The organism is Terrisporobacter petrolearius (genome assembly GCF_020748185.1).
GTDB lineage: Bacteria > Bacillota > Clostridia > Peptostreptococcales > Peptostreptococcaceae > Terrisporobacter > Terrisporobacter petrolearius.
The window spans coordinates 1-21,013 of record NZ_JAHZMO010000050.1; the positions used below are offsets into that span (position 1 = coordinate 1).

A 21,013-nucleotide genomic window follows, 5' to 3' on the forward strand; every position below is an offset into this window, starting at 1 on the left:
TAACCATAGTATCATACCTCATCTTTTTAAGTTCCTTTCCTTAATGGTATCACACTCTATAATCAAAAAAGTGCATAAGCTGACAACAATCTTGTCAACTTACACACTTTATTTTACATTCCCTATTCTTTATGATCGATTATTGTTTTACTAGTATCAAGATCTTGATTTAAGCATCTTTGGCTGTTTATTCTTTCTGATATAAGCATTTCATTTAAAATACCTTTTAGTTCTTGAATTGTATTTTCTAATTCTTGCTTTTTAGTTTTTCCTTTTACTACTTGTTTACTTTTGTCTAATTTCTCTTTATGATCTATTATTGTTTTGCTTGTATCTAAGTCTTGGTTTAAACATCTTTGACTGTTTGTTCTTTCTGATACGAGCATAGTATCTACTAATTTTCTTGTTTCTTGTATTAAGATATCTACTTCGTCTTCTGTAAATTCTTCACTAGTATTTTTATGATCTATTATTGTTTTGCTTGTATCTAAGTCTTGGTTTAAACATCTTTGGCTGTTTATTCTTTCTGATACTAACATCATGTTATACATACCTTTTATTTCTGTTGCCAACTTATATATTTCTAAACCTATTGCATTTAAATCTTTTTGTGAAAATTCTTCACTAGTATCCTTATGATCTATTATTGTTTTGCTTGTATCTATATTTTGATTTAAACATCTTTGGCTGTTTATTCTTTCTGATACTAACATCATACTTAATAAATCAGATAATTCCTCTTTTAAATGGCTTAATGCATTATTTAATTTCATTATTAATCACCTCATTATTATTTTGTACATTTACATATTATTTTCCCATGAAAATTTTTCAATTTCTACCGGTATTTTTTACCATTTCATTATGTAAAGTATTTTTTATATAATAAGTTTATACCCACTTATTTTTCAACTAAAACTTAAAGAGTCTACTTTAAGAGGAATGCTTTATTTTTGTGTATACCTTTCTTTTACTAATTCCAAAATAATAAGATTTTATCACTTAACTTTTATATATTTTATTGTACTATAAGAACTATAAACTTTCTTTCCATCTACTTTTCTATATGCTCTTACTTTAAAATAATATCCTTTTTTACTAGTTAGTTTATTCTTAGTTATTTTAGTACTTTGTGTATCTTTTATTAGAGTGTATTTTCCATTTTTTGAAGATGACATATAAACTTCATATCCGTCACTTCTCTTGCTTACCTTTGATGAGTAATTTAAGTTAACTTTTTTAGCAGTTGTTGATGATAATTTTAATATTGGTTGTAATGGTTTACTTGTAACTTTTACTTTTTCGCATTTTAATCCTTCATAAATTTTATTACCAACTTTTTTATATGCACTAACCTTGTACAAATAACTAGTAGCAGATACTATTTTTGTATCTTTGTAAGTAATCGTAGTATTTTTACATATTGTCTTTAATAACTCATATTTTTTAGTAGATGCATTATATTTGTAAATTTTGTATCCATCTGCATTAATTATCTTATTCCAAGATAATTTTAAAGAATTAGTTAAAACATCAGAAGTTTTTAGATTTTTAACAGTTTGTGGTAATATACTAAAATTAGCTTTAGCTAATCCCATGTAATCGTTGCACCCTTTTACAGTAACAGTAGCAGTTCCTATTTCTTTGTTGTTTGAATAGCTTACTGTATAATCTTTGCCTTCTTCTAAAACTTCTTTACCGTCTTTTACAATCACTTCTGGTCTTTGATATTTATTATTATAAATTTGGTTTTTGGCTTTTATTGTTGTGTTTACTATATTAGAACTTACAATTGCCATAGTTTCATTTAATTTTGCTAGGGCTTTATCTATTGTTTGTTGATCTTTTAATAAAATATATTCTGTTTTATTAACTACTTTAGCATCTTTTAAAGCTTGTTGGAATTTATTATATGATGACTCAGAAAAATCACTTTTATCCAAATCATTAGCTATTTCTATAGCTTTTTTCAATTCTTCTTTGGATGGAGTTATCAGTCCATTTGGATTTAATTGATATACAATAGCTTCTAGTAATTTACAATAAGAACTTATAGTATCCTTTCCACGGCTTCCCCATGTTGACTCTACAAACTCAAGATTGTCTCTTTCAGGATTATGCATAACCTCCCCTATTTCCGTTTCATAAGCTCCTGAAGAACCTTCTTCTGGACGTTTTGGGTCATCTGGTACTTCCCAGTTTACTGCCTCAAAATATAAGTAAGGCATTAGTTTTCTAAAGTTTGCATGGTCACTCCAGTTGCCTGTTGATGGAGTTGGATAATCTAGGTTTAAATCCGTGTTATTAAGTCTCATACCAGTTTGTAGAGCATCAGACAATTTCAACGTTTGATAAGCAGGCCATGCATTATCAACTTTATTTGTTTCTTTGTTGTAGTTACCACTATATACATAGCGGTATGTACCAGCTAGCATACTATCCATATTTACCATATAAACAGTATTTGATATTTCTTCTTCAGTCATAGCATTTACATATGCAGATGAACCTTTCAGTCCAACCTCCTCAGCTCCAAAGAACACAAATTTCACAGTATAAGGTGTTTTTTTATTAGCAAGTCTTTTTGCTGTTTCTAGGTTTACAACAGTTCCAGAACCATTGTCATCTACACCATTAGTTCCTACACTATCATAATGTGAACCTATTATAACATCTTTAGTTGAAGCCCCTTTTTTACTTGCTATAACATTTTGAGAGTTATAAGTTACATTTTTTCTTTCATAAGTAAAATTTTGAATTTTTACTTCATAACCGAAAGACTCTAGTTGCTCTTTTAAGTACTCAGCTGCTTCTAGTTCTTTCTCTGTACCAGCTATTCTTTGAGTTAAATTTTTGTTTAAATGTTGTAATACACTGTAAGCATAATCTCCATAGCCCATGTTTTCCTTTGCAAAGGATACTGGTGTGTAAGCAAATACACTAAATATCATTGCTACTGCCATAATTATGGCTAAAAACTTTTTCTTCATATATTCTCTCCCCCTAAATTTTAATTATTATTTCATCTAATATAAAATAACTTTTTTAAAAACCTCGATTATATTTCAGAATATTCCGTTATTTATTTTTAGACTCTTTACATAAAATAAGATAAATATTAAATTGTTTATTAATAGTATTTAAGCCATATAACTTTTAAGCACCATATTAACTAGTATTTTTTAGGTACAAAAAAATCGCCCCTTAGTCCTCAGACTAAGAGACGAATTATATCCGCGTTACCACTCTCATTGATAAGTTATCATTCAATAATAAAAAAGTCCCTTGGCTATAAAGCCAAGAGACGAATCATTCCGCGTTACCACTCTTATTGATAAAAAACTTATCCACTCAATCTCTTAAGGCGAGATAACCGATTGACATACTAAAAATTTCTGACAATCTCCTCCAAAGCTCTCTTCACTTTATATCCAGTTGCTAGGCTCACACCAACCCTAACTCGCTGAAACTTAATAAAAAGCTACTCTCTTTTTCTCAGGATTTATCTATTGAATTATTTATCTTGTTAAAATAATAAATTACTTTCTAAATTATGTCAATATATTTTTTATTATAAAAACTAAAAATCTACTTTTACCATTCTCCCTTAAAATCATTAACATTGTCCTTATTTACTTCAACTTGTTTGATTTGGTTTACTGCATCAACTTTTTCTCCATCAAAATGTTTAGCTGCCATTTCTATAACTAAAGAACCCTCTTCAACTGCAGACATATAAGTAGTGCCATCAATAAGCCCATCTTTTATAGCTTGAAGACCATCTTTACTTCCACCTAAACCTATTACTTTTACTTTATTTTTAAGAGATGCATCTTTTAGAGCTTGCCCTGCGCCAGTTGCAGAGTTATCATCTTGGCATATTATTACATCAAAATCCATTTTCTTTTGTATTAAATCTTCTGTTATTTTTAAAGCTTGCTCTTTTTCCCAGTTAGAAGTTTGTTTATAAACTATTTCTATCTTACTTCCCTTTAAAGCTTCTTCAACACCTTTTCTTCTTAATACTTGAGGAGTAGTTCCTGGAACACCTTCTATTAATACAGCTTTTCCACCTTTTTTCCCTAATAAGTTTTTAGCTATTTCACCAGTTAATGAACCTGTTTCAGATTCATTTTGCCCTATATAAGTTACTAGTCCTTCATATTCTCCTGTTGGATTATCCCCTATAGAATTTGTAAATGCTATTATTGGTACTTTAGCATCATTCGCTGTTTTAACTATTTTTTCAGATACTGAAGACTCCACTCCACATAAAGCTATCATATCTACACCTTTTGCTATAAAGTCTTCTGCTTGAGATAATTGTTTACTAGCATCCCATCCTGCATCTGCATATTCTACTTCTATACCTTTTTCTTTTGCTTTTTCGTCTATCCCCTTTTTAGTTGCAACGAAATAACCTGTTGAACCTGGTAATAATACTGCTATTTTTTTAGGTCCATCACTTGTCCCCCCTGAGTTTGAACAACCAACAAGTCCAAAGACCATAATTAAAGATAATACTACTGATAATTTTTTAATTACATTTTTCATTATAAAGTTTCCTCCCTTTTTTTATCTTTAAGCAAGTTTTTTCTTGCTATAAGAATCAAAACCAACAGCTACTAAAATTATTAATCCTTTAAAGATATATTGGAAAAATATATCTATACCTAATAAATTAAAACTATTATTTATAACACTCATAAGAAGTACACCTATAATAGTTTTTAATACAGATCCTGATCCACCTGATACAGAAGTCCCTCCTATAACAACTGATGCTATAGCGTCCATATCGTAAGAGTCCCCAGCAACCGGGCTAGCCGTCCCTAATCTTCCTGTTAAAACTAATCCTGCAATTGCTGCTAATACTGCATTTATTATAAATACTTTTATCTTTTGACTATCTACATTTATACCATTTAACTTACTTGCATCTTGATTTCCACCTACCGAATATACATGTCTACCAAATTTAGTCTGAGTTAAAACTATATATGAAACAATAACTACTAAAATAAATACTATTACAGGCATCGGTATACCAAGGAAATAGCCATTACCTAATGAATCCAACATTGGAATAGTTTGTGTAATTGGGTAGCCCCCAGTTATCATAAGTAATATACCACGTACAATAGTAACCATTGCCATTGTTGCAATTAGTGATGGTACATTAACCTTGGCCACCATAATACCATTTACTAAACCAATAATTGCACACACTACTATTGCTGCTATAATTGCTAAAAATAAATTTGTTCCAGTTGTTGCTAGTCTCATTACTATTACTCCGGAAAGAGCAGCAACTGCCCCAACAGAAATATCAAAATTACCAGATATGATTACAAAAGTCATTCCTGCTGATATTATACCTATTATTGATGATTGTCTTAATAAATTTAGTACATTTTGTTTACTTAAGAAAGCCGGCGTTGCCATACTTATAGCTATACATAAAACTACAAAACCTATTAAAACTCCGTAGTCTCTAAAATTCAGTTTACTTGTATATTTTTTCATAATATTCCCCCATCTTAATGTACATTAAATATGCTGTTCATTATATCCTGAACTGTAATACCATCATTTTTTAATTGGTCTACAATGGCTCCTTCTCTTACTACAAGTATCCTATCACTTATTCTTATTACCTCTTCTAAATCGGATGAAATAAATATTACTCCCATACCTGTTTTTGCAAATGCTTCTACTGTCTTAAATATATCCTCTTTTGATGCTATATCTATTCCTTTAGTAGGCTCATCATAAACTATTAAATCTAAATCTTTTTCTAACCATTTAGATACAACAACTTTTTGCTGATTTCCCCCACTTAGTTCCTTTACATCTTGTTTTACATTATTTACTTTTATTCCTAAGTTCTCTACTCCACTTTCTGAGAACTCAATTTCTTTGTTTTTACTTATAAATATACCATTTTTAAATCTATCAATTTGCACAGCTGCTGAGTTTGTGTATATAGGATGATCTAAAATTAGACCTAAGTTTTTTCTGTCTTCTGGTATAAGACCTATCTTGTTTGATATGGCTTCTTTTGGAGATGCTATGTTGACTTTTTTATTATTTAAGAATATTTCTCCATTTTCTTTTTTATCAATTCCAAAGAGAATATTAATTATTTCTGTTCTTCTAGATCCAACTAACCCTGCAAGTCCTACTATTTCTCCTTTGTATATATCAAAAGAAATATCTTTTACTTTTGAGTTTCGCAAGTTTTTAGCTTGTAATATTGGTGCCTCATCATATTTTGCGTAACAATAATCTTTAGTTTCAATAATCTTATGATTTTCATTACCTGTCATTAGTTGTGTTATCTTAAGTTTTGTTAAATCAGATACTTTATAAGTGCCTACCATTTCTCCATTTTTCATAATACTTGCACTATCACATACTCTAAATACTTCTTCTAATATGTGAGAGATATAAATTATAGTTTTATTCATTGATTTTAGTTTACCTATTATTTTGAACAAACTTTCTTTTTCGTTATTTGTTAAGGAAGTTGTTGGCTCGTCCATAATAATAATATCTGAATTGGCCGATACTGCCTTCATTATTTCTATCATCTGTTGATTTGCTATACTTAATTTTGATGTGATAGTATAAGGGTCTATATTAAAATCAAACTCATTACAAACATTTTCGTATTCATTTAGCATGGCCTTTTTATTAATAAAAACTCCATTTGTAATTTCTCTTCCTAAAAATATATTTTCTACAACAGTTAAAGTTGGGACGAGACTTAATTCTTGGTAAATTACACTTATTCCATTTTCTTTTGAGTGATGTGGGTTTTTAAAATTTATTTCTTTTCCATTTAATAAAACTCTTCCCTTAGTCTGACTATGTACTCCTCCAATTACTTTCATAAGAGTTGACTTTCCAGCTCCATTGGCTCCAAGCAAGGCTCTAACTTCTCCTTTTTCTACACAAAAATCAATTCCTTTTAATACTGATACACTTCCAAAACGCTTGTAAATATCTATCATTTCTAATATCTTACTCATTAATTCACCCCCATTACTTCAAGTGCTTTATTACTTCATCTATATTTTCTCTAGGCGCTGATAAAAGATCCCAAGATAAAACATATCCTTCTATTGGTAATTCATTGAAATTTATAATATTCTCTTTAATATAATTAGGATATACTAGGGCAATATCTTCTTTCCTATTTATTTCTATCCCTGCATAAATACTACAATTTAAATTTTCTGTCATATATTTTAACTCTTTTTTTACAAAATCCAAGGGATATTTGTGGCCACTATAATTAGATACCCCTATGATTTCTAGGTATTTATCATTTGCTTTATTTACATCTAATTTAATAGTTTCTTTTACTAAGTTGTCACTTTCAAAGGGTAATCCTGCAGGTGCTTTTGTTATTCTATAAATCATAGGCTTTATAAAATCACATGCATTTTGTAACTTTTCTAAATCTTGTCCTGCAAAATAGGATATAAAAGGGGAAAACGTATCTATTCCCACCTTCATATCCAACTTTCTAAAATATTGTGTTATTTGGAGTACAGAGTTATATATATTTTTTGACTTAATGGCAAAAAATTTTTCCCATATTTCATTTTCAAACTTGTATTTTCCTTTTTCATAACTTTTTATATTAAAAGGAATCTGCTGATAATTATCATAACCATCCCTTATTTTTTTCATTTCATCTTTTAGTGTATTTACATCTATATTTTCTTCTTCATATATTTTCATACAATTATGACAGAAACAATTAAACACACCTGATAATTTATTAGAAAATGAACCATATCGAATTTTATCTAAAAAAACTCCATCAAATTCTATGTGGCTAAAGTTTTCCTCATATACTTGAATTAAGTTATTTATATTTACTTTATTATTTGGGCAATAAAATTCAAAATTTTCATCTTCACATAATGCATAACTTCCTATTTCACTTAAATTATAATCCACAAGTAATTGACTATTTTTAAGTAACCCAATTTCTGAAAATACTGGTATCCATAGATAAAGCTTTGTATTATATTCTTTTAATAATTCCTTCGTTCTTATGTATAAATCTTTATCTATACACCACCCCATTATTACTTTTTCTATTTTAATGTTTTTCAAAACATAACTTAATTTATCTTTAATTTCACTAAAATCTAAATTATTACCCTTGAATCCACCTGTAAAAATCTGCAAAACTACTTTCTTAGAACTCATAAATTTCCTCCTATTATAATAGTTTTTTAGCTAGTTTTAATCCTCCATAAACAGGAGCATTCTCTTGTAATAAAAATCTTATTTTTACGTAATTTGACATATTTTTTATATTTTCAATTACTAATTTTCTGTACAGGTTACTGTTAAATACCCCCCCTGACAGTACTATACTTAATTTATCTTCAGCGCTTTTGCTTATTTTATCTAATACATTTATTGATGCAATCGATAAATCTTTAGCTGATTCTTCCAATATTTCCATTGCTAAATAATCTTTTAAATCTGCCGCTAAAATTACAAGAGTTGCTATATTAGCTATTTCATAATTATTACTTATAGAGGTTATTTTATAAGGCAAATTATTAAAGCTAGATTCTTCATAATATCTCAATATATAATCAAATAATATGGAATATTTTCTACATCCATCACAGTATAGTAAGGTCTCTCTAAGGGCCTTTCTTCCTATTTCATATCCTGAACCTAAGTCACTGAAGTTATATCCCCATCCTCCACTTCTAAATATACCTCCATATTTATTTATTCCTAATACTATAGAACCTGTTCCTGATATAATTACTATACCTGGTTCATCAGCTTGTGCATAAAATGCTAATACGGCATCATTATATAAATATATTTGTTCTTCCTTTAGTCCTGTCTTTTTTATTATATTTAATATTATTTCATAATCATCTTGAGAGTCATATCCAGATATGCCAAACACTGCTCTTATTACATCTTTCTTATTTATATTTAAATCTTTGTACATTTCCTCTAAACCAAAATTTATATTTTCATAAGCAATATCTATTCCTACAGATTTGTAGTTACTTGAGCCTGTTGTAATATTCCCTAAAATATTTCCACTTAAATCACTTATAGTAAACTGTGTTTTTGTTCCTCCTCCATCTACTGAAACTAGGTAACTCATACCTAACACCCCCTTATATTTGACAGCGAATACTGATATGTTGTTTCTTTCAAACACATATTTATAGTTCCGTTTAATCCATGCTCTTTTGATGATTCTAATACTATTATTTCGGGGCAATTTTCTTTACCAACTGAATTAGAAATGTAATTTATTACATAATTAATATCTTCATTTTTTATCACTTCGCATTGAATTACAACAGTCTCTGGATTTAATATACAAACTATATTTAATATAGTTTTTGATACTATCATCATTAAAATTTCTTTTAAGTTTTCTTCTTTTTCTATTTTTATTTTGTTTTTTAAATTTAAAATTACCTGTTCAAGATTAAAACTATTTATGTCGTGTTCTCCTATGTCCATTATATTTAATTCTCCAGCAAAATTACTAAATCCAGTATATAAGTTTTTGTTAATAATTATTCCTGATCCAAGCCCATCTTCCACATATACTAAAAACATACTGTCATATATTTCTTTATAGTTTTTTTCATAAATTCCCAATGTGGCCAAATTTACATCATTTTCAACAAACGTATTTATATTGTATTTTGATTGAATTATTTTCTTTAAGTTTATATTTTCAAGCATCCTTATATTTGGTATGTTTTTTATTACTCCATTTTTTACAGCTCCAGGTACTCCAAGTCCTATTGCTTTAATTCTGCAACTCCCACTTTTTTCAATCAGCTTATCAATAACATGAAATAAGTCCTTCATAAATATATGGTAATCAGAATTGTTTACATAAAATTTATCTTTGTATATAATTTCTCCAATTAAATTAGATACTACAGCATAGAATGTATTGTTGTAATAATACAATGCTATTACATATTCTAAGTCTCCATTGATTTCAAAGAGTTGGGCTCTTCTACCTCCTGTTGACTCTGCAACAGCACTTACTTTAACTTTTTCTTTATCTAGAAGTTTTTGTACTGTTTTGTTAACTGTAGCTAAACTCAGGTTAGTTATATTTGATATTTCAGGCTTTGTTATAGGACCTTGTTTTTTTATTAGATTTTTTATTAGATCTTCATTTACTTTTTTTATTGTTTGAGGTTTTCCTATCATATTATTCATATTATTTACACCTTACTTTATAAACTTTATTAATTAAGTTAATTGTATATTAGCTAAATCTTTGTGGCAACAATTATTTTTACATTTTTTTCCATTAGTTTAATATTTTTTACTCATTTATAAAAGGAATATCATCTTTTGATATTCCTTTACATAATAACTCTTTTTAATTAATGTATCAAACCCAATATAGCATCCACTGCTTTTGTTGCACCTCCAGAATTTTTAAAACTCTTTGATAACTTTTGTGCATTTTCTTCATATTTAATATTATTAATAACTTCCAACACAGCTTTTTTTATATTTTTAGGTTTATCATTTTTTAATACAAAACCTGCACCTAATTCTGCTACTCTTCCACATACCATTTTTTGTTCTGATTGTTGTGGGAAAAGTATTAGAGGTACTCCATAGTATAAACTTTCATTTACACTGTTCATTCCACAATGACTAATAAACCCATTCACTTGTTGAAGAACTTCAAGCTGATTTACTTTATTTTCTACTTTAAAATTCTTGGGTATATTGCCTAGTTGTGATATTTCTGTGTTGTTTCCAACAGACATAATCACATCTATATCATTATCTTTGAAAGCTTCTATACAATTTTTATAAAAATCAATATTCTTGTTGTTTACAGTACCCAAAGATATATATATTTTTTTACGTGAGTTCCTTTCTTTTTCTATTATCACATCAGCTACTGAAGGCCCTACAAAGTAATATTTATCAGAAAAAGTGTCAACCATAGGTTGAAATTCTTTTGATGTATAAACTATAGTATTTGTTTCATTATCATTTTGAATTATTAAAACAAAATTTTTCACATCATAACCACGACTTCTTAAAAGCTCTAATTTTTTATTAACTTTTCTCATTCCAAGCACCATATACATAATTTCTTTAAAACTTTGCTTCATCATATGTGCAGTATACTTATTAAATGCAAATGTTGTAGTAGAACATATATAAGTAATGCCCAACTTATTTGCAAATAATTTTCCCCAGCAACATAGAGAATCAGATACTATACAGTCTGGATTAATTTCTTTTAACTCTTTACATACTTTTTCATCTAAAGCTACCGTCATATCAACTATCATTTCTATCATGGCAGAAAAATCTTTACCAACCTTTTTCTCGTCTTCTGGTCTAAGATTTGGAACATAATCATCACAACTTATATAATTAGCTCCAGCTCCTTCAATTTTATCTCTAAATTCTTCAAAAGAATAATACCACACTTCATGGCCTCTACTAGTTAATCCTCTCACTACCTCTATAGTTGGGTTAGTGTGACCATGTGCTGGTATGGAAAAAAATACAACTTTACTCATTTTTACTCATCCCTTATTTATTCTATTTAAGCTCATAACTTTATTTATTCAAGTCTACTCCCATTCCCCCCATAAAGTTATAAGGTTTCGTTGGTGAACTATTGCAATTCCTTTTTCTTCATCACCAAGTACCAATAACTTATCACCTGTATTAATATCAAATAACTTTCTAGCTTCCTTTGGAATAACAATCTGTCCACGCTCTCCCACAGTAACAGAACCAAAGAAATACTTTCCTTTAGATGGTATGGCAATTCCCGACTTTTCTTCAGAATAATTAACTAAATTATCCAGTGTTACATTATATAATTTTGCAAGTTTGGCACAGCTATTTATATCTGGAACAGATTCATTATTTTCCCATTTTGCAACTGACTGACGAGATACACTTATCTTTTCTGCCACTTCCTCTTGAGTGTATTTATTTATTTTTCTTAATGTTTTTAAATTCATACTAATCATATTTTTCATACCTCCTATATTAATAATATTTGATATATACTATTAATTCTACCAACTATCCTTAACATTCATGTATATATTAGTGGAATTTAAAAATGACCTATAAATAATAGGTCATTTTATTGTCTTAAATGTATTAAAATCAGGATTATATTGAATAAAGCTTTTCCCATTATAAGAAAAGGCATCTCTAGGACAACTACTCATACATCTTTGACAAAGTAAACAATCTTTTTTAAAAGGAACTTTATCATTAATTCTAATGCTTTGCACTGGGCATCTCATTTCACACATTTTGCAATTTATACATTTGTCTTTTTCTATGGAAATTTTTTTAGTTACATAGTTTACATAATGGGGATAAACTATATGATAAACTAAATCGATAATTCTTTCATTTATATTTTTCTTTGGATATGTTTTTGTTATTCCTTCTAAAAAATCTTTAATCCCACTTCTAATCAAATTTATAGACTCTAATAATAGTTGATTTTCCTCTTCCTTTGAAGATCTTTTAAACATAAAATTATAAAAATTATTGGGCATAGGTATAAACATAGTATAAGTTACATTCAAAAAAGGTACTCTATGTATACAGTGTTGAAAAGCTATAGCTTCTTTATCTTAAGCTTGTGTAGAAAATAACATACACTTACCTGTAAAACCTTTTAGATTTTCTTCCATATATTTAATCAATATTTCTGGATATCTGTCTACATATACAGGTCCTCCAATTATTATAGAATCATAATCCTTTAGGTTTATATTACCTTTTTCTATATTTATTAAGTTAACCTCTTTATTATATATTTCAAGCTCTCTTTTAATATTATTTGCTACGAATTTTGTATTTCCTGTTCCAGAAAAATAGACTATACCTATATTTTTCATTCCTTCTTCACCCCTGTTAAATTATAATTAATAAAATCGCTTATAATCATATGATATCTAAGTTATATATCTTTCGTAAAGTTTAATATAAAAAAGCATATAATTTAGAAAAAATTATATGCTTTTTTATAAATATGTATTTAATTAAAAATCTGTCGCTATTACAGTTAGCATTATTTCATCGCCTAAATCTTCTCTAACAGAAGTACCAAATATAATATTAGCCTCAGGATCACATAATTCTGTCACTAAACTTGATGCATCATTAACTTCAAATAATGTTAAATCTCCTCCACTGGCAATATTAAGTAATATTCCTTTTGCACCTGTTATAGCAGTTTCAAGAAGAGGTGATTCTACTGCTTCTTTAGCAGCTTCTACTGCTCTATTTTCTCCACTGGCTGTACCTATACCTATATATGCTAATCCTTTATCCTTCATTATTGAACTAACATCAGCAAAATCTAAATTTATTAGTCCTGGCATTTTTATTAGATCAGATATTGATTGTATCCCTTGCTTTAATACATTATCTGCCATAGAAAATGCATCCATCATTGATGTATTTTGAGACACTATTTGTAATAATTTATCATTTGGCACAGTTATTAATGTATCAACATTTTCTTGAAGATTTTTTATTCCTTCATCAGCGTTATTCTTTCTAACTCTACCTTCAAATCCAAAAGGCTTTGTAACAACACCTATTGTAAGAATTCCCATTTCTTTTGCAATGTTTGCAACTATTGGAGCCGCACCTGTTCCAGTACCTCCACCCATACCTGCAGTTACAAATACTATATCCGTACCTTCAAGTTCATTTATTATTTGTGTTCTACTTTCTTTAGCTGCATCTTTACCTACTTGTGGTTTCGCCCCAGCACCTAAACCTCTAGTTACTTTTTCTCCTATTTGAATTTGCTTGTTTGCCATTGAAGAAAATAGTGCTTGTTTGTCAGTATTTACAGAAATAAAGTCTATGCCTTTTACTCCTTCACTAATCATTCTGTTGACTGCGTTGTTTCCTCCGCCTCCAATACCCATAACTTTTATTACAACATCATCGTTATCAAGCTCTATATTAATTCTGTTTTCGCTCATTATTCTACCCTTCCTACTTAATAATTTTTTCTAAATTTTTATTCATAACCCTTTGAATAATAAAATGCCTTTGCATACACCATTTAATTATACTAAATATTTTATAACATTTATATCGAATTTTGTAAAAATATCATTATTTTCCACTTATTTCAACTAAAATAGTAAGAAATTAATTCACACTCCTACACCTTACTTATATTTTATAATCCAACTTATTTTATATTTTCCTATAATTAGTGAATATTTGCCAGCATTTTATGATAATATGTTAAATAGTTAATATAAGATGAAAAGAGGTGTAAGAGTATGAAGTATGATAAAGAAAAAATAGATGAAACTAATAAATCTTCAAAAATAAATAAAGAAATTGCTCCTTGGGATAGGCCTCTTTTTTTAATGATAATAACCTTTATTGGAGGTTATATGAATGCATATACATACATTACAAGAAATGGTGTTTTGGCTAATATGCATACGGCAAATATGTCTATATTTGGAATTAGCATTGCACTTGGTCAATGGCAAAGAGCACTAAATCATTTTATGCCTATAATTGCATGTATACTAGGTGCTACATTCAGTGAATTTATTAAAGCTCTAATTATAAAAAAGAAGTACAAAGGCGATTGGAGAAAAATGGCCCTTGTTTTAGAAGCTATGGCATTGTTTTGTATTGGTTTATTGCCTAAATATATACCAGACTATATTGTTACTAGTCTTGTTTCTTTTTTCATGGGATATTTATTATGCCTATTTAGAAACTGCTTTGGTATTGCATATAATACAACAATTTGTACAGGTAATCTTAGAACTGTTGCCCAATTATTCTATAATGTATTGGATGAAAGGAGTAAAGATTCTCTTGTAAAACTACTTACCTTTACAGTTCTTACATTTTCTTTTGCCCTAGGTGCCATACCTGGGACTATAATTTCTATTGCTGTAAGTACTAAATCTATTTGGGTTTGCAGTTTTTTATTATTATCATTAGTACTTTGGATGTCTAAGTTTGAATTAAATAGTAAATTACCAAATAATAATAAATAACTTATTCTTTATTAATTTCTAGGATACTATTAATTTTATAGCGAACTTAAACTACAAAAGCTACTGAGCTAAAATCAGTAGCTTTTCAAATTATCAATTATTTAAAAGTTTTTCCTTAATCATTTCTATATCATTTTTGTTGTATTTTACCTCAGAAACACTAAAAGTAATAATAGCATTATCATAAACAATTATTTTTTCATTTTGTTTTTCCCAATTAACATGAATCTCCCTCTATTTTCCTACTTGGTAAAATATACTTTCTTATCAAGTGTAAAAACTATAGCTATAGAAGAAATCAAAATAAAGGTAGCTATAAGTCCTGCTTCTGGTCCAAAAGTTCCCCCACTAATCATATCACTTCCGACTAAATTTAAATCAACAATACTAGAAACACTCACATTTAGTCCACTAACTTCAAATCCAAATATATTCCCTTGAGCGAAATTCCATGCTGAATGCATACCACAAACGGCCCAAAGATCATTAGTTTTTGTAACATAGATACCATAAAAAAGTCCTACTAAAATAATATTAATTACTGCAACGTAGTTAACATCAGGATTGAATAAATGCATAAGTCCAAATATGGTAGAGGAAAGAATTAATGCAAAAGCTTTATTGTATCTAGCCGCTAAAATATTCATTAGCCAACCTCTAGTTACTATTTCTTCCGTACCACCTTGGATAATCCAACCAATTAATATGATAATTACTCCTCCAATTGCGGATATGCCAATAGGTTGACTAGGATTTTTCTCTACAGAAATACATCCAAATAAGCATAGTATTAATACTACCATAGACATCATTACAAGACCAACCACAAAACCTTTAATATATTTTTTAAGCCAACTATCTTTGCTAAATCCAAGAGTGGAAATACTTCTCTTTTCAATATATTTAACTCTTACAAATACTAGAAGTGATATAAATACAAATGAGCCTAATTGAATAAATAGTTCTAATATTTTTAAGTTTGGTGATATACTATGGGAGAATGATAAAATTATATACAGTGGAATTATACAAATTCCACCTATAATTTGACCTCCAGTCATAAATAAAAAAGCCAAAATTGTTGCCCAAATAAAATTAGGCAACTTTTTACTTTCTTTGGCTAAATTAACAAGATCTTCTTTCTTTGAAAACATAATACCCCCTAATACGTTTTTATTTTGATTTGAAATTATATATTGGTTTAATTACATCAATTATATCTACTGTATCACCAACAAACCTTAAAATATCCTCTATAGGTTTATATGCCATTGGTGCTTCATCTATTGTTTCTTTACATACAGAAGTGGTCCAAATATCTTTCATAGTTTTTTCAAAGTCATTAAGATTTAACTTTAACTTTGCTTCTGTTCTGCTCATAAGTCTTCCTGCTCCATGGGGTGCTGAGAAGTTCCAATCTTCATTTCCTTTTCCTATGGCAAGTATACTTCCATCTCTCATATTTATTGGTATAAGTAGCTTTTCTCCTTCATAAGATGATATGCTTCCCTTCCTTATTATATTATCTTTAAAATTTATGTAATTGTGAGTTGTATGGAAGTGACTAAAATCATCAACACTTCTATTTATCAATTTATTTAAAATTATATTTGCCATGACTTCTCTATTTACCTCAGCGTACTCCTGACAAATTTTCATGTCATGTAAGTATTCTTCTCTATATTTTCCACTTAAAAAACATAAGTCTCTAGGATATTTGGGTTTTAAACCTTCATATTTTTTTATTAACTTTTTTAATTCATTTTGAATCTCTTTTCTTTTTCCTTGTGCTTTAAATGTTTTTATTAATTTTTCTTTTTCTTCATAAAACTTTTCTTTGCCACTACATAACTCTATTGCTAAACTTTGATAGTACTCTGCAACTTGTCTTCCTAAATTTCTGCTACCAGAATGTATTACTAAGTATTTGTTTTTGTTCTTATCTTCATCAACTTCAATAAAGTGATTTCCCCCACCTAAAGTGCCTATACTTCTTTCTATCCATTTGCTTTGTTTTAGTTCTCTATAACAAAATAAATCTTGTAATTTAGTAAAATTATATTTTTTACCTTCATGAACATTTTTACCAGAAGGTACATATTGATTAATAATATTATCTAGCTTATCTAATGGGAAATCTATTTTTCCTAGTTCTACAGTAAACATTCCACATCCAATGTCCACACCTACTATATTAGGTATGACCATATCCCCAAGCTTTGCAGTAAATCCAATAACGCATCCTGCACTTGCATGAGCATCTGGCATTATTCTTATTTTCCCATTTTTTACAAATTCTTGGTCACAAAGCTCTTCTATTTGTTCCATTGATTTTTCATCAATCTTATCAGCAAATATTTTAGCCCAGTTGTATTTTCCCCTTACTTCTATCATAATTTTCACACCCTTTTTATTTTGTAATATTATCTTATCATTTTTATTTTTATAATTGTGAATTTTTTGCAAATAAAATGCCATTGATTTTTCAATGGCATTTTATTTATTTTATGTAAAAGTATGCTATTTAATTTAAGCTATTGCTTTAGATATTTCTTCACTATTCATTAATATTTTAATTAATATTGGTATAAATATCAATTGTATCAGCATACCTGATATAGCAGTAGTTAAACCTCCGACTACATACATAATTGGGTTTATTTTAGGTGCCAAAGTTAAAGCCACTGTATATGCTCCCGCAACTGCAAATAGTCTTCCCACTATCATGGCCACAATTAAAGATAAGTACACTTTATTTGTTTTGCTAAATACTAACCCTGAAATTAATCCGTATCCACAAAGTTCAAAAGCAATAATTGGCATCCCTGGAACTAAAGGTGGCATCCCTGTTAATAGTCCACTAAGCACTGGAGTAATTATTCCCACACCTGCCCCATATATTGGTCCCAAGAAATATCCTGCTATTAAAACTGGTATATGCATTGGTAAAAACATAGATCCTCCCATGCTAAACATGTGAAATACCATTGGTAAAACAATACCACATGCAATAAAAAATCCTGATAATATTAATTTTTTTGTCTTCATAAAATAAATCCCCCTATTTATTAATTACAAATTTAAATAAATATAATTCCCTTGATAATTCTTTCAAATTTTTTTAATTTTTTCTATAACTACATAGTACATTTCATCATTTTCAAAGGCTTCAATTACCTTTAACCCAGCATTAATAAAAACATTTTTTTGTTCATTTATTTCCATTAATATTGATTCATGTACTCTTTCATCAGCATTTCTATGAAGATTATTTAAAAACTCTCTACTATCTGAGTGAGCAATCATAAGTATTCCATCTTCTTTTAAACTATCTTTTACAAGATTTGAAATAGTTTGTGTTTTATTTTCTAAATGAGGATACATGGAGTATAGAATTATTTTGTCATATTGATGTTTCAACTCTTCCTTTTCAACATTTACTAATTCAAAATCAACATTACTCAAATGATTAAATTTACTTTTAGCAACTTCTAGCATTCCTTCAGAAATATCTACACCTTTTATACTTCCAGTACATACTCTTTCATTTAAAAAGGGTATTAAAACTCCCGTTCCAGTACCTATGTCCAAAATTTCATCGTCTTCTTGAATTTTAAGCTTGTTCAATAAATAATTAATTTTAGATTCATCTACATTAATTATATTATCCCAGTTTTTAGCTACAGAATTAAAAAAATCTGCTTGTCCCAAAACATTCCCCCCTAACAACAAAAAAGCCATGAAGGTAAAAACCTTCATGGCTTCGTTTCAAATTATTTTATTGATATAAGTGTAACACACTTTAATTTATTTTTCATTAATTTTAAACATTTATTCTTAAATAGTGACAACTATCTAGATACTTCTCCTGTGGACTTATCTACATACCACCATCCATAAGTTTCTCTCATTCCATTGTCATTGTAATTATCAGCAGTCATATGATATCTATTTCCTATTACTTCATATACTTCAATTGTATTTGGAGCATGATCAATTTTTTTCTAAAGTAATTTGCAAGTATTTTTTTTGCTTTATCTTCAGAAATTCCAGTACTATTTAAACTTTTTTCTTTCTTTTTAGCTTCCTCTTGTATTCTCTTCTCTTCTTCTTTAGCCATTTTAGCTATTTTTTCTATAGCATTTTCATAATCTTCTTTTATATTAGTTAAAGTTTCTTTTTTTGAATCATAAGACTTATTGCCCTTTATAAGATGTAATGCTTTGTCAATATCTTTTATTGCTTTTGAGTAATTTTTATTAGAAAAATAATCTTGAGATGATTTCGTTAATTTATCAATTTTTTCATTTAATTCTTTGTCTTTTTCAGCTTTTTCTTTTAAAGTTTTAGCTTCTTGAACCAAAATATCAGATCCATTTTCAAAGTTTATAACTTCATCTAAAAATTGTAACGATTGACCAAAATCACTTTTTTCATAAGATTTTAAAGCTTTAACATATTGCTCACTTTGATTGTATAAATCAGTTGCCACCTTGTCATTTTTCTTTTCTTCCAATGCCTTTTCAAACTCTGTTATGGCATCCTCATATTTTTTGTTTTTTAAAGCCTCATTCCCCGATTCTATGACTTTATTGTATGCAGCATCACTTTTACACCCTACTAGTAAAAGCATACTTAATATGCATACCCATATTAACTTCTTTTTCATTTTGTATACTTCACCTTATAATCTATATTTTCCATTGTAATTATATCAAAATATAGATTATTTTTCCATAAAGGTTTACAACTAATTGTATTTTTTATTTTTTAATATACATTTTTATTTTATGATACTTTTTATTTGATTTTTAAGCTTTGGCTCAAGATTTTCCTTTGAATAAACTTTTTCCCACTCTTCGTTTAAAGACTTCTTCTGATCATTTGAAAAACTTTCTGAATGATACGGATTAAGAATATCTACTATTTCATAACTATCAAAGTCAATATATTTACATAATTCATCTATATTTTGAATTAAAAACCTCATATTATCATAGGATACAAAGCTTCCATTTCGTCCATGTTTTGAAAGGTAACTACTTATTTGATAGTCTTCATTTGTTGCTTTAAAATATGCACCTGAAGCATCCATTGTTTCATTACTATCATTTACATATCTAACAAGCTGAATTTCTCTTATTAATTTATCTTTTTCTGTTAAATCCTTATATTTGTGGTTTATGTATCCAACTAGCCCAGGGCTCCAATCAGGATCCAAAATATAATGTTTACACTCTTTAATTTCATCTTTTGTATATCCACAGACTTTAAGCCCCTCTAAGTTTTTATCAATTTCTTCATCTCTAATTTCTGTTAATTCTTTAATACTCAAATCCCCTAAATTTTCATGTGATTTTTTTTCTGATTCTTTTTCATTAGCTAATTCAGTACTTTTCGTTATTTTTTCATCATCATTTTTATTTGCAAATACAAATACAATTGTTGATATACCTAAAGTAGCTAAAATTAAAATTAAGCCTATTTTTTTCTTAAACATTTCTATTTCCCCCCTTCAATAAATTCATTCTATAAACCTTATCATTACTGTAAATTTATGTTTTCACTGATTCTATTGAATTAACTATTTCACTGAATGATGATCTTATTATTGTTAATGAAAGAACTAATGCAAAACCTGTAGTTATTTTTTTATTTAATTGCATCTTAGCCCCCCTTCCAAGACCAATTATATCAAACTAATAATTAATGTAAATAAATAGTAAATAACTATATTCTTTCAATATCTTAAGCTTAATTTACTTTCAAATGAAAAAAGTAGTTACTAACAAATATAAAATGGACCCTATAAAGTGGATACTAGAAAAAGTGTTTACTTGTATAGGGTTTATTTTTGTGTAAAATATTCATTAAGGAGTTGAGTAATTATGAACAAAAAACTATTTTCTAAAGAAGAGATT

19 protein-coding genes, 2 pseudogenes and 1 other annotated feature are annotated in these 21,013 nt (G+C 28.2%); of the genes and pseudogenes, 1 reads left to right on the plus strand and 20 read right to left on the minus strand.

Annotation, left to right across the window (positions count from 1 at the left end; genetic code table 11):
• Positions 1–122: 122 nt before the first annotated feature.
• The 14 genes and pseudogenes from K0040_RS17430 to ftsZ form a co-directional block, all read right to left on the minus strand.
• Positions 123–773, minus strand: a complete 651-nt coding sequence (locus tag K0040_RS17430; protein WP_228110005.1) for a hypothetical protein — start codon at positions 771–773, stop codon at positions 123–125.
• 225 nt (positions 774–998) lie between these two features.
• Positions 999–2,990, minus strand: coding sequence for a M20/M25/M40 family metallo-hydrolase (locus K0040_RS17435; protein WP_228110006.1), 1,992 nt, complete (start codon positions 2,988–2,990; stop codon positions 999–1,001).
• Between the two features lie 307 nt (positions 2,991–3,297).
• Positions 3,298–3,506, minus strand: a binding site (T-box leader).
• A gap of 88 nt (positions 3,507–3,594) precedes the next feature.
• Positions 3,595–4,554, minus strand: coding sequence for a sugar ABC transporter substrate-binding protein (locus tag K0040_RS17440; RefSeq protein WP_228110007.1), 960 nt, complete (start codon positions 4,552–4,554; stop codon positions 3,595–3,597).
• 27 nt (positions 4,555–4,581) lie between these two features.
• A complete protein-coding gene (locus K0040_RS17445; protein ID WP_228110008.1) occupies positions 4,582–5,526 on the minus strand; it encodes an ABC transporter permease in 945 nt (314 codons plus the stop codon).
• A gap of 14 nt (positions 5,527–5,540) precedes the next feature.
• Positions 5,541–7,034: a sugar ABC transporter ATP-binding protein gene (locus tag K0040_RS17450; RefSeq protein ID WP_228110009.1), complete on the minus strand. Its 1,494-nt coding sequence runs from the start codon at positions 7,032–7,034 to the stop codon at positions 5,541–5,543.
• 13 nt (positions 7,035–7,047) lie between these two features.
• Positions 7,048–8,229 carry a hypothetical protein gene (locus K0040_RS17455; RefSeq protein WP_228110010.1) on the minus strand — a complete coding sequence of 394 codons (1,182 nt, stop codon included), beginning with the start codon at positions 8,227–8,229 and terminating at the stop codon, positions 7,048–7,050.
• 13 nt (positions 8,230–8,242) lie between these two features.
• Entirely contained in the window at positions 8,243–9,163 is a 921-nt protein-coding gene (locus K0040_RS17460) for an N-acetylglucosamine kinase (protein ID WP_228110011.1), read from the minus strand.
• Between the two features lie 2 nt (positions 9,164–9,165).
• Positions 9,166–10,251 carry an ROK family transcriptional regulator gene (locus tag K0040_RS17465; protein ID WP_228110012.1) on the minus strand — a complete coding sequence of 362 codons (1,086 nt, stop codon included), beginning with the start codon at positions 10,249–10,251 and terminating at the stop codon, positions 9,166–9,168.
• Positions 10,252–10,421: 170 nt separating this feature from the next.
• Positions 10,422–11,588, minus strand: a complete 1,167-nt coding sequence (locus tag K0040_RS17470) for a macrolide family glycosyltransferase (RefSeq protein ID WP_228110013.1) — start codon at positions 11,586–11,588, stop codon at positions 10,422–10,424.
• A gap of 54 nt (positions 11,589–11,642) precedes the next feature.
• Positions 11,643–11,837, minus strand: coding sequence for an AbrB/MazE/SpoVT family DNA-binding domain-containing protein (locus tag K0040_RS21295; protein WP_416390183.1), 195 nt, complete (start codon positions 11,835–11,837; stop codon positions 11,643–11,645).
• Positions 11,838–11,918: 81 nt separating this feature from the next.
• Positions 11,919–12,059 (minus strand): annotated as a pseudogene (locus K0040_RS21300) (helix-turn-helix transcriptional regulator); the annotation flags it as partial.
• A gap of 105 nt (positions 12,060–12,164) precedes the next feature.
• The gene (locus K0040_RS17480; protein WP_228110015.1) at positions 12,165–12,626 is read right to left on the minus strand and encodes an EFR1 family ferrodoxin; all 462 of its coding nucleotides are present in this window, start codon (positions 12,624–12,626) and stop codon (positions 12,165–12,167) included.
• Positions 12,627–12,674: 48 nt separating this feature from the next.
• The gene (locus K0040_RS17485; RefSeq protein ID WP_228110016.1) at positions 12,675–12,941 is read right to left on the minus strand and encodes a flavodoxin family protein; all 267 of its coding nucleotides are present in this window, start codon (positions 12,939–12,941) and stop codon (positions 12,675–12,677) included.
• A gap of 147 nt (positions 12,942–13,088) precedes the next feature.
• A pseudogene (gene ftsZ / locus K0040_RS17490) lies at positions 13,089–14,042 on the minus strand (cell division protein FtsZ); the annotation flags it as partial.
• A gap of 309 nt (positions 14,043–14,351) precedes the next feature.
• Between ftsZ and K0040_RS17495 the strand changes: the two are divergent.
• Positions 14,352–15,092: a YoaK family protein gene (locus K0040_RS17495; protein ID WP_228110017.1), complete on the plus strand. Its 741-nt coding sequence runs from the start codon at positions 14,352–14,354 to the stop codon at positions 15,090–15,092.
• 242 nt (positions 15,093–15,334) lie between these two features.
• On the opposite strand, the gene K0040_RS17500 is transcribed toward K0040_RS17495, so the two are convergent.
• The 6 genes from K0040_RS17500 to K0040_RS17525 form a co-directional block, all read right to left on the minus strand.
• Positions 15,335–16,246 (minus strand): CPBP family intramembrane glutamic endopeptidase, encoded by a 912-nt coding sequence (locus K0040_RS17500; RefSeq protein ID WP_228110018.1) that lies wholly within the window; start codon positions 16,244–16,246, stop codon positions 15,335–15,337.
• A gap of 19 nt (positions 16,247–16,265) precedes the next feature.
• On the minus strand, positions 16,266–17,486 hold the full coding sequence (locus K0040_RS17505) for an RtcB family protein (RefSeq protein WP_228110019.1): 1,221 nt from the start codon (positions 17,484–17,486) through the stop codon (positions 16,266–16,268).
• A 135-nt stretch (positions 17,487–17,621) separates the two neighbouring features.
• Positions 17,622–18,140 (minus strand): ECF transporter S component, encoded by a 519-nt coding sequence (locus K0040_RS17510; RefSeq protein WP_228110020.1) that lies wholly within the window; start codon positions 18,138–18,140, stop codon positions 17,622–17,624.
• A gap of 63 nt (positions 18,141–18,203) precedes the next feature.
• The gene (locus K0040_RS17515) at positions 18,204–18,803 is read right to left on the minus strand and encodes a class I SAM-dependent methyltransferase (RefSeq protein WP_228110021.1); all 600 of its coding nucleotides are present in this window, start codon (positions 18,801–18,803) and stop codon (positions 18,204–18,206) included.
• Positions 18,804–19,050: 247 nt separating this feature from the next.
• Positions 19,051–19,761, minus strand: coding sequence for an outer membrane protein assembly factor BamD (locus K0040_RS17520; protein ID WP_228110022.1), 711 nt, complete (start codon positions 19,759–19,761; stop codon positions 19,051–19,053).
• A gap of 114 nt (positions 19,762–19,875) precedes the next feature.
• On the minus strand, positions 19,876–20,592 hold the full coding sequence (locus tag K0040_RS17525) for a hypothetical protein (RefSeq protein ID WP_228110023.1): 717 nt from the start codon (positions 20,590–20,592) through the stop codon (positions 19,876–19,878).
• Between the last annotated feature and the right edge of the window lie 421 nt (positions 20,593–21,013).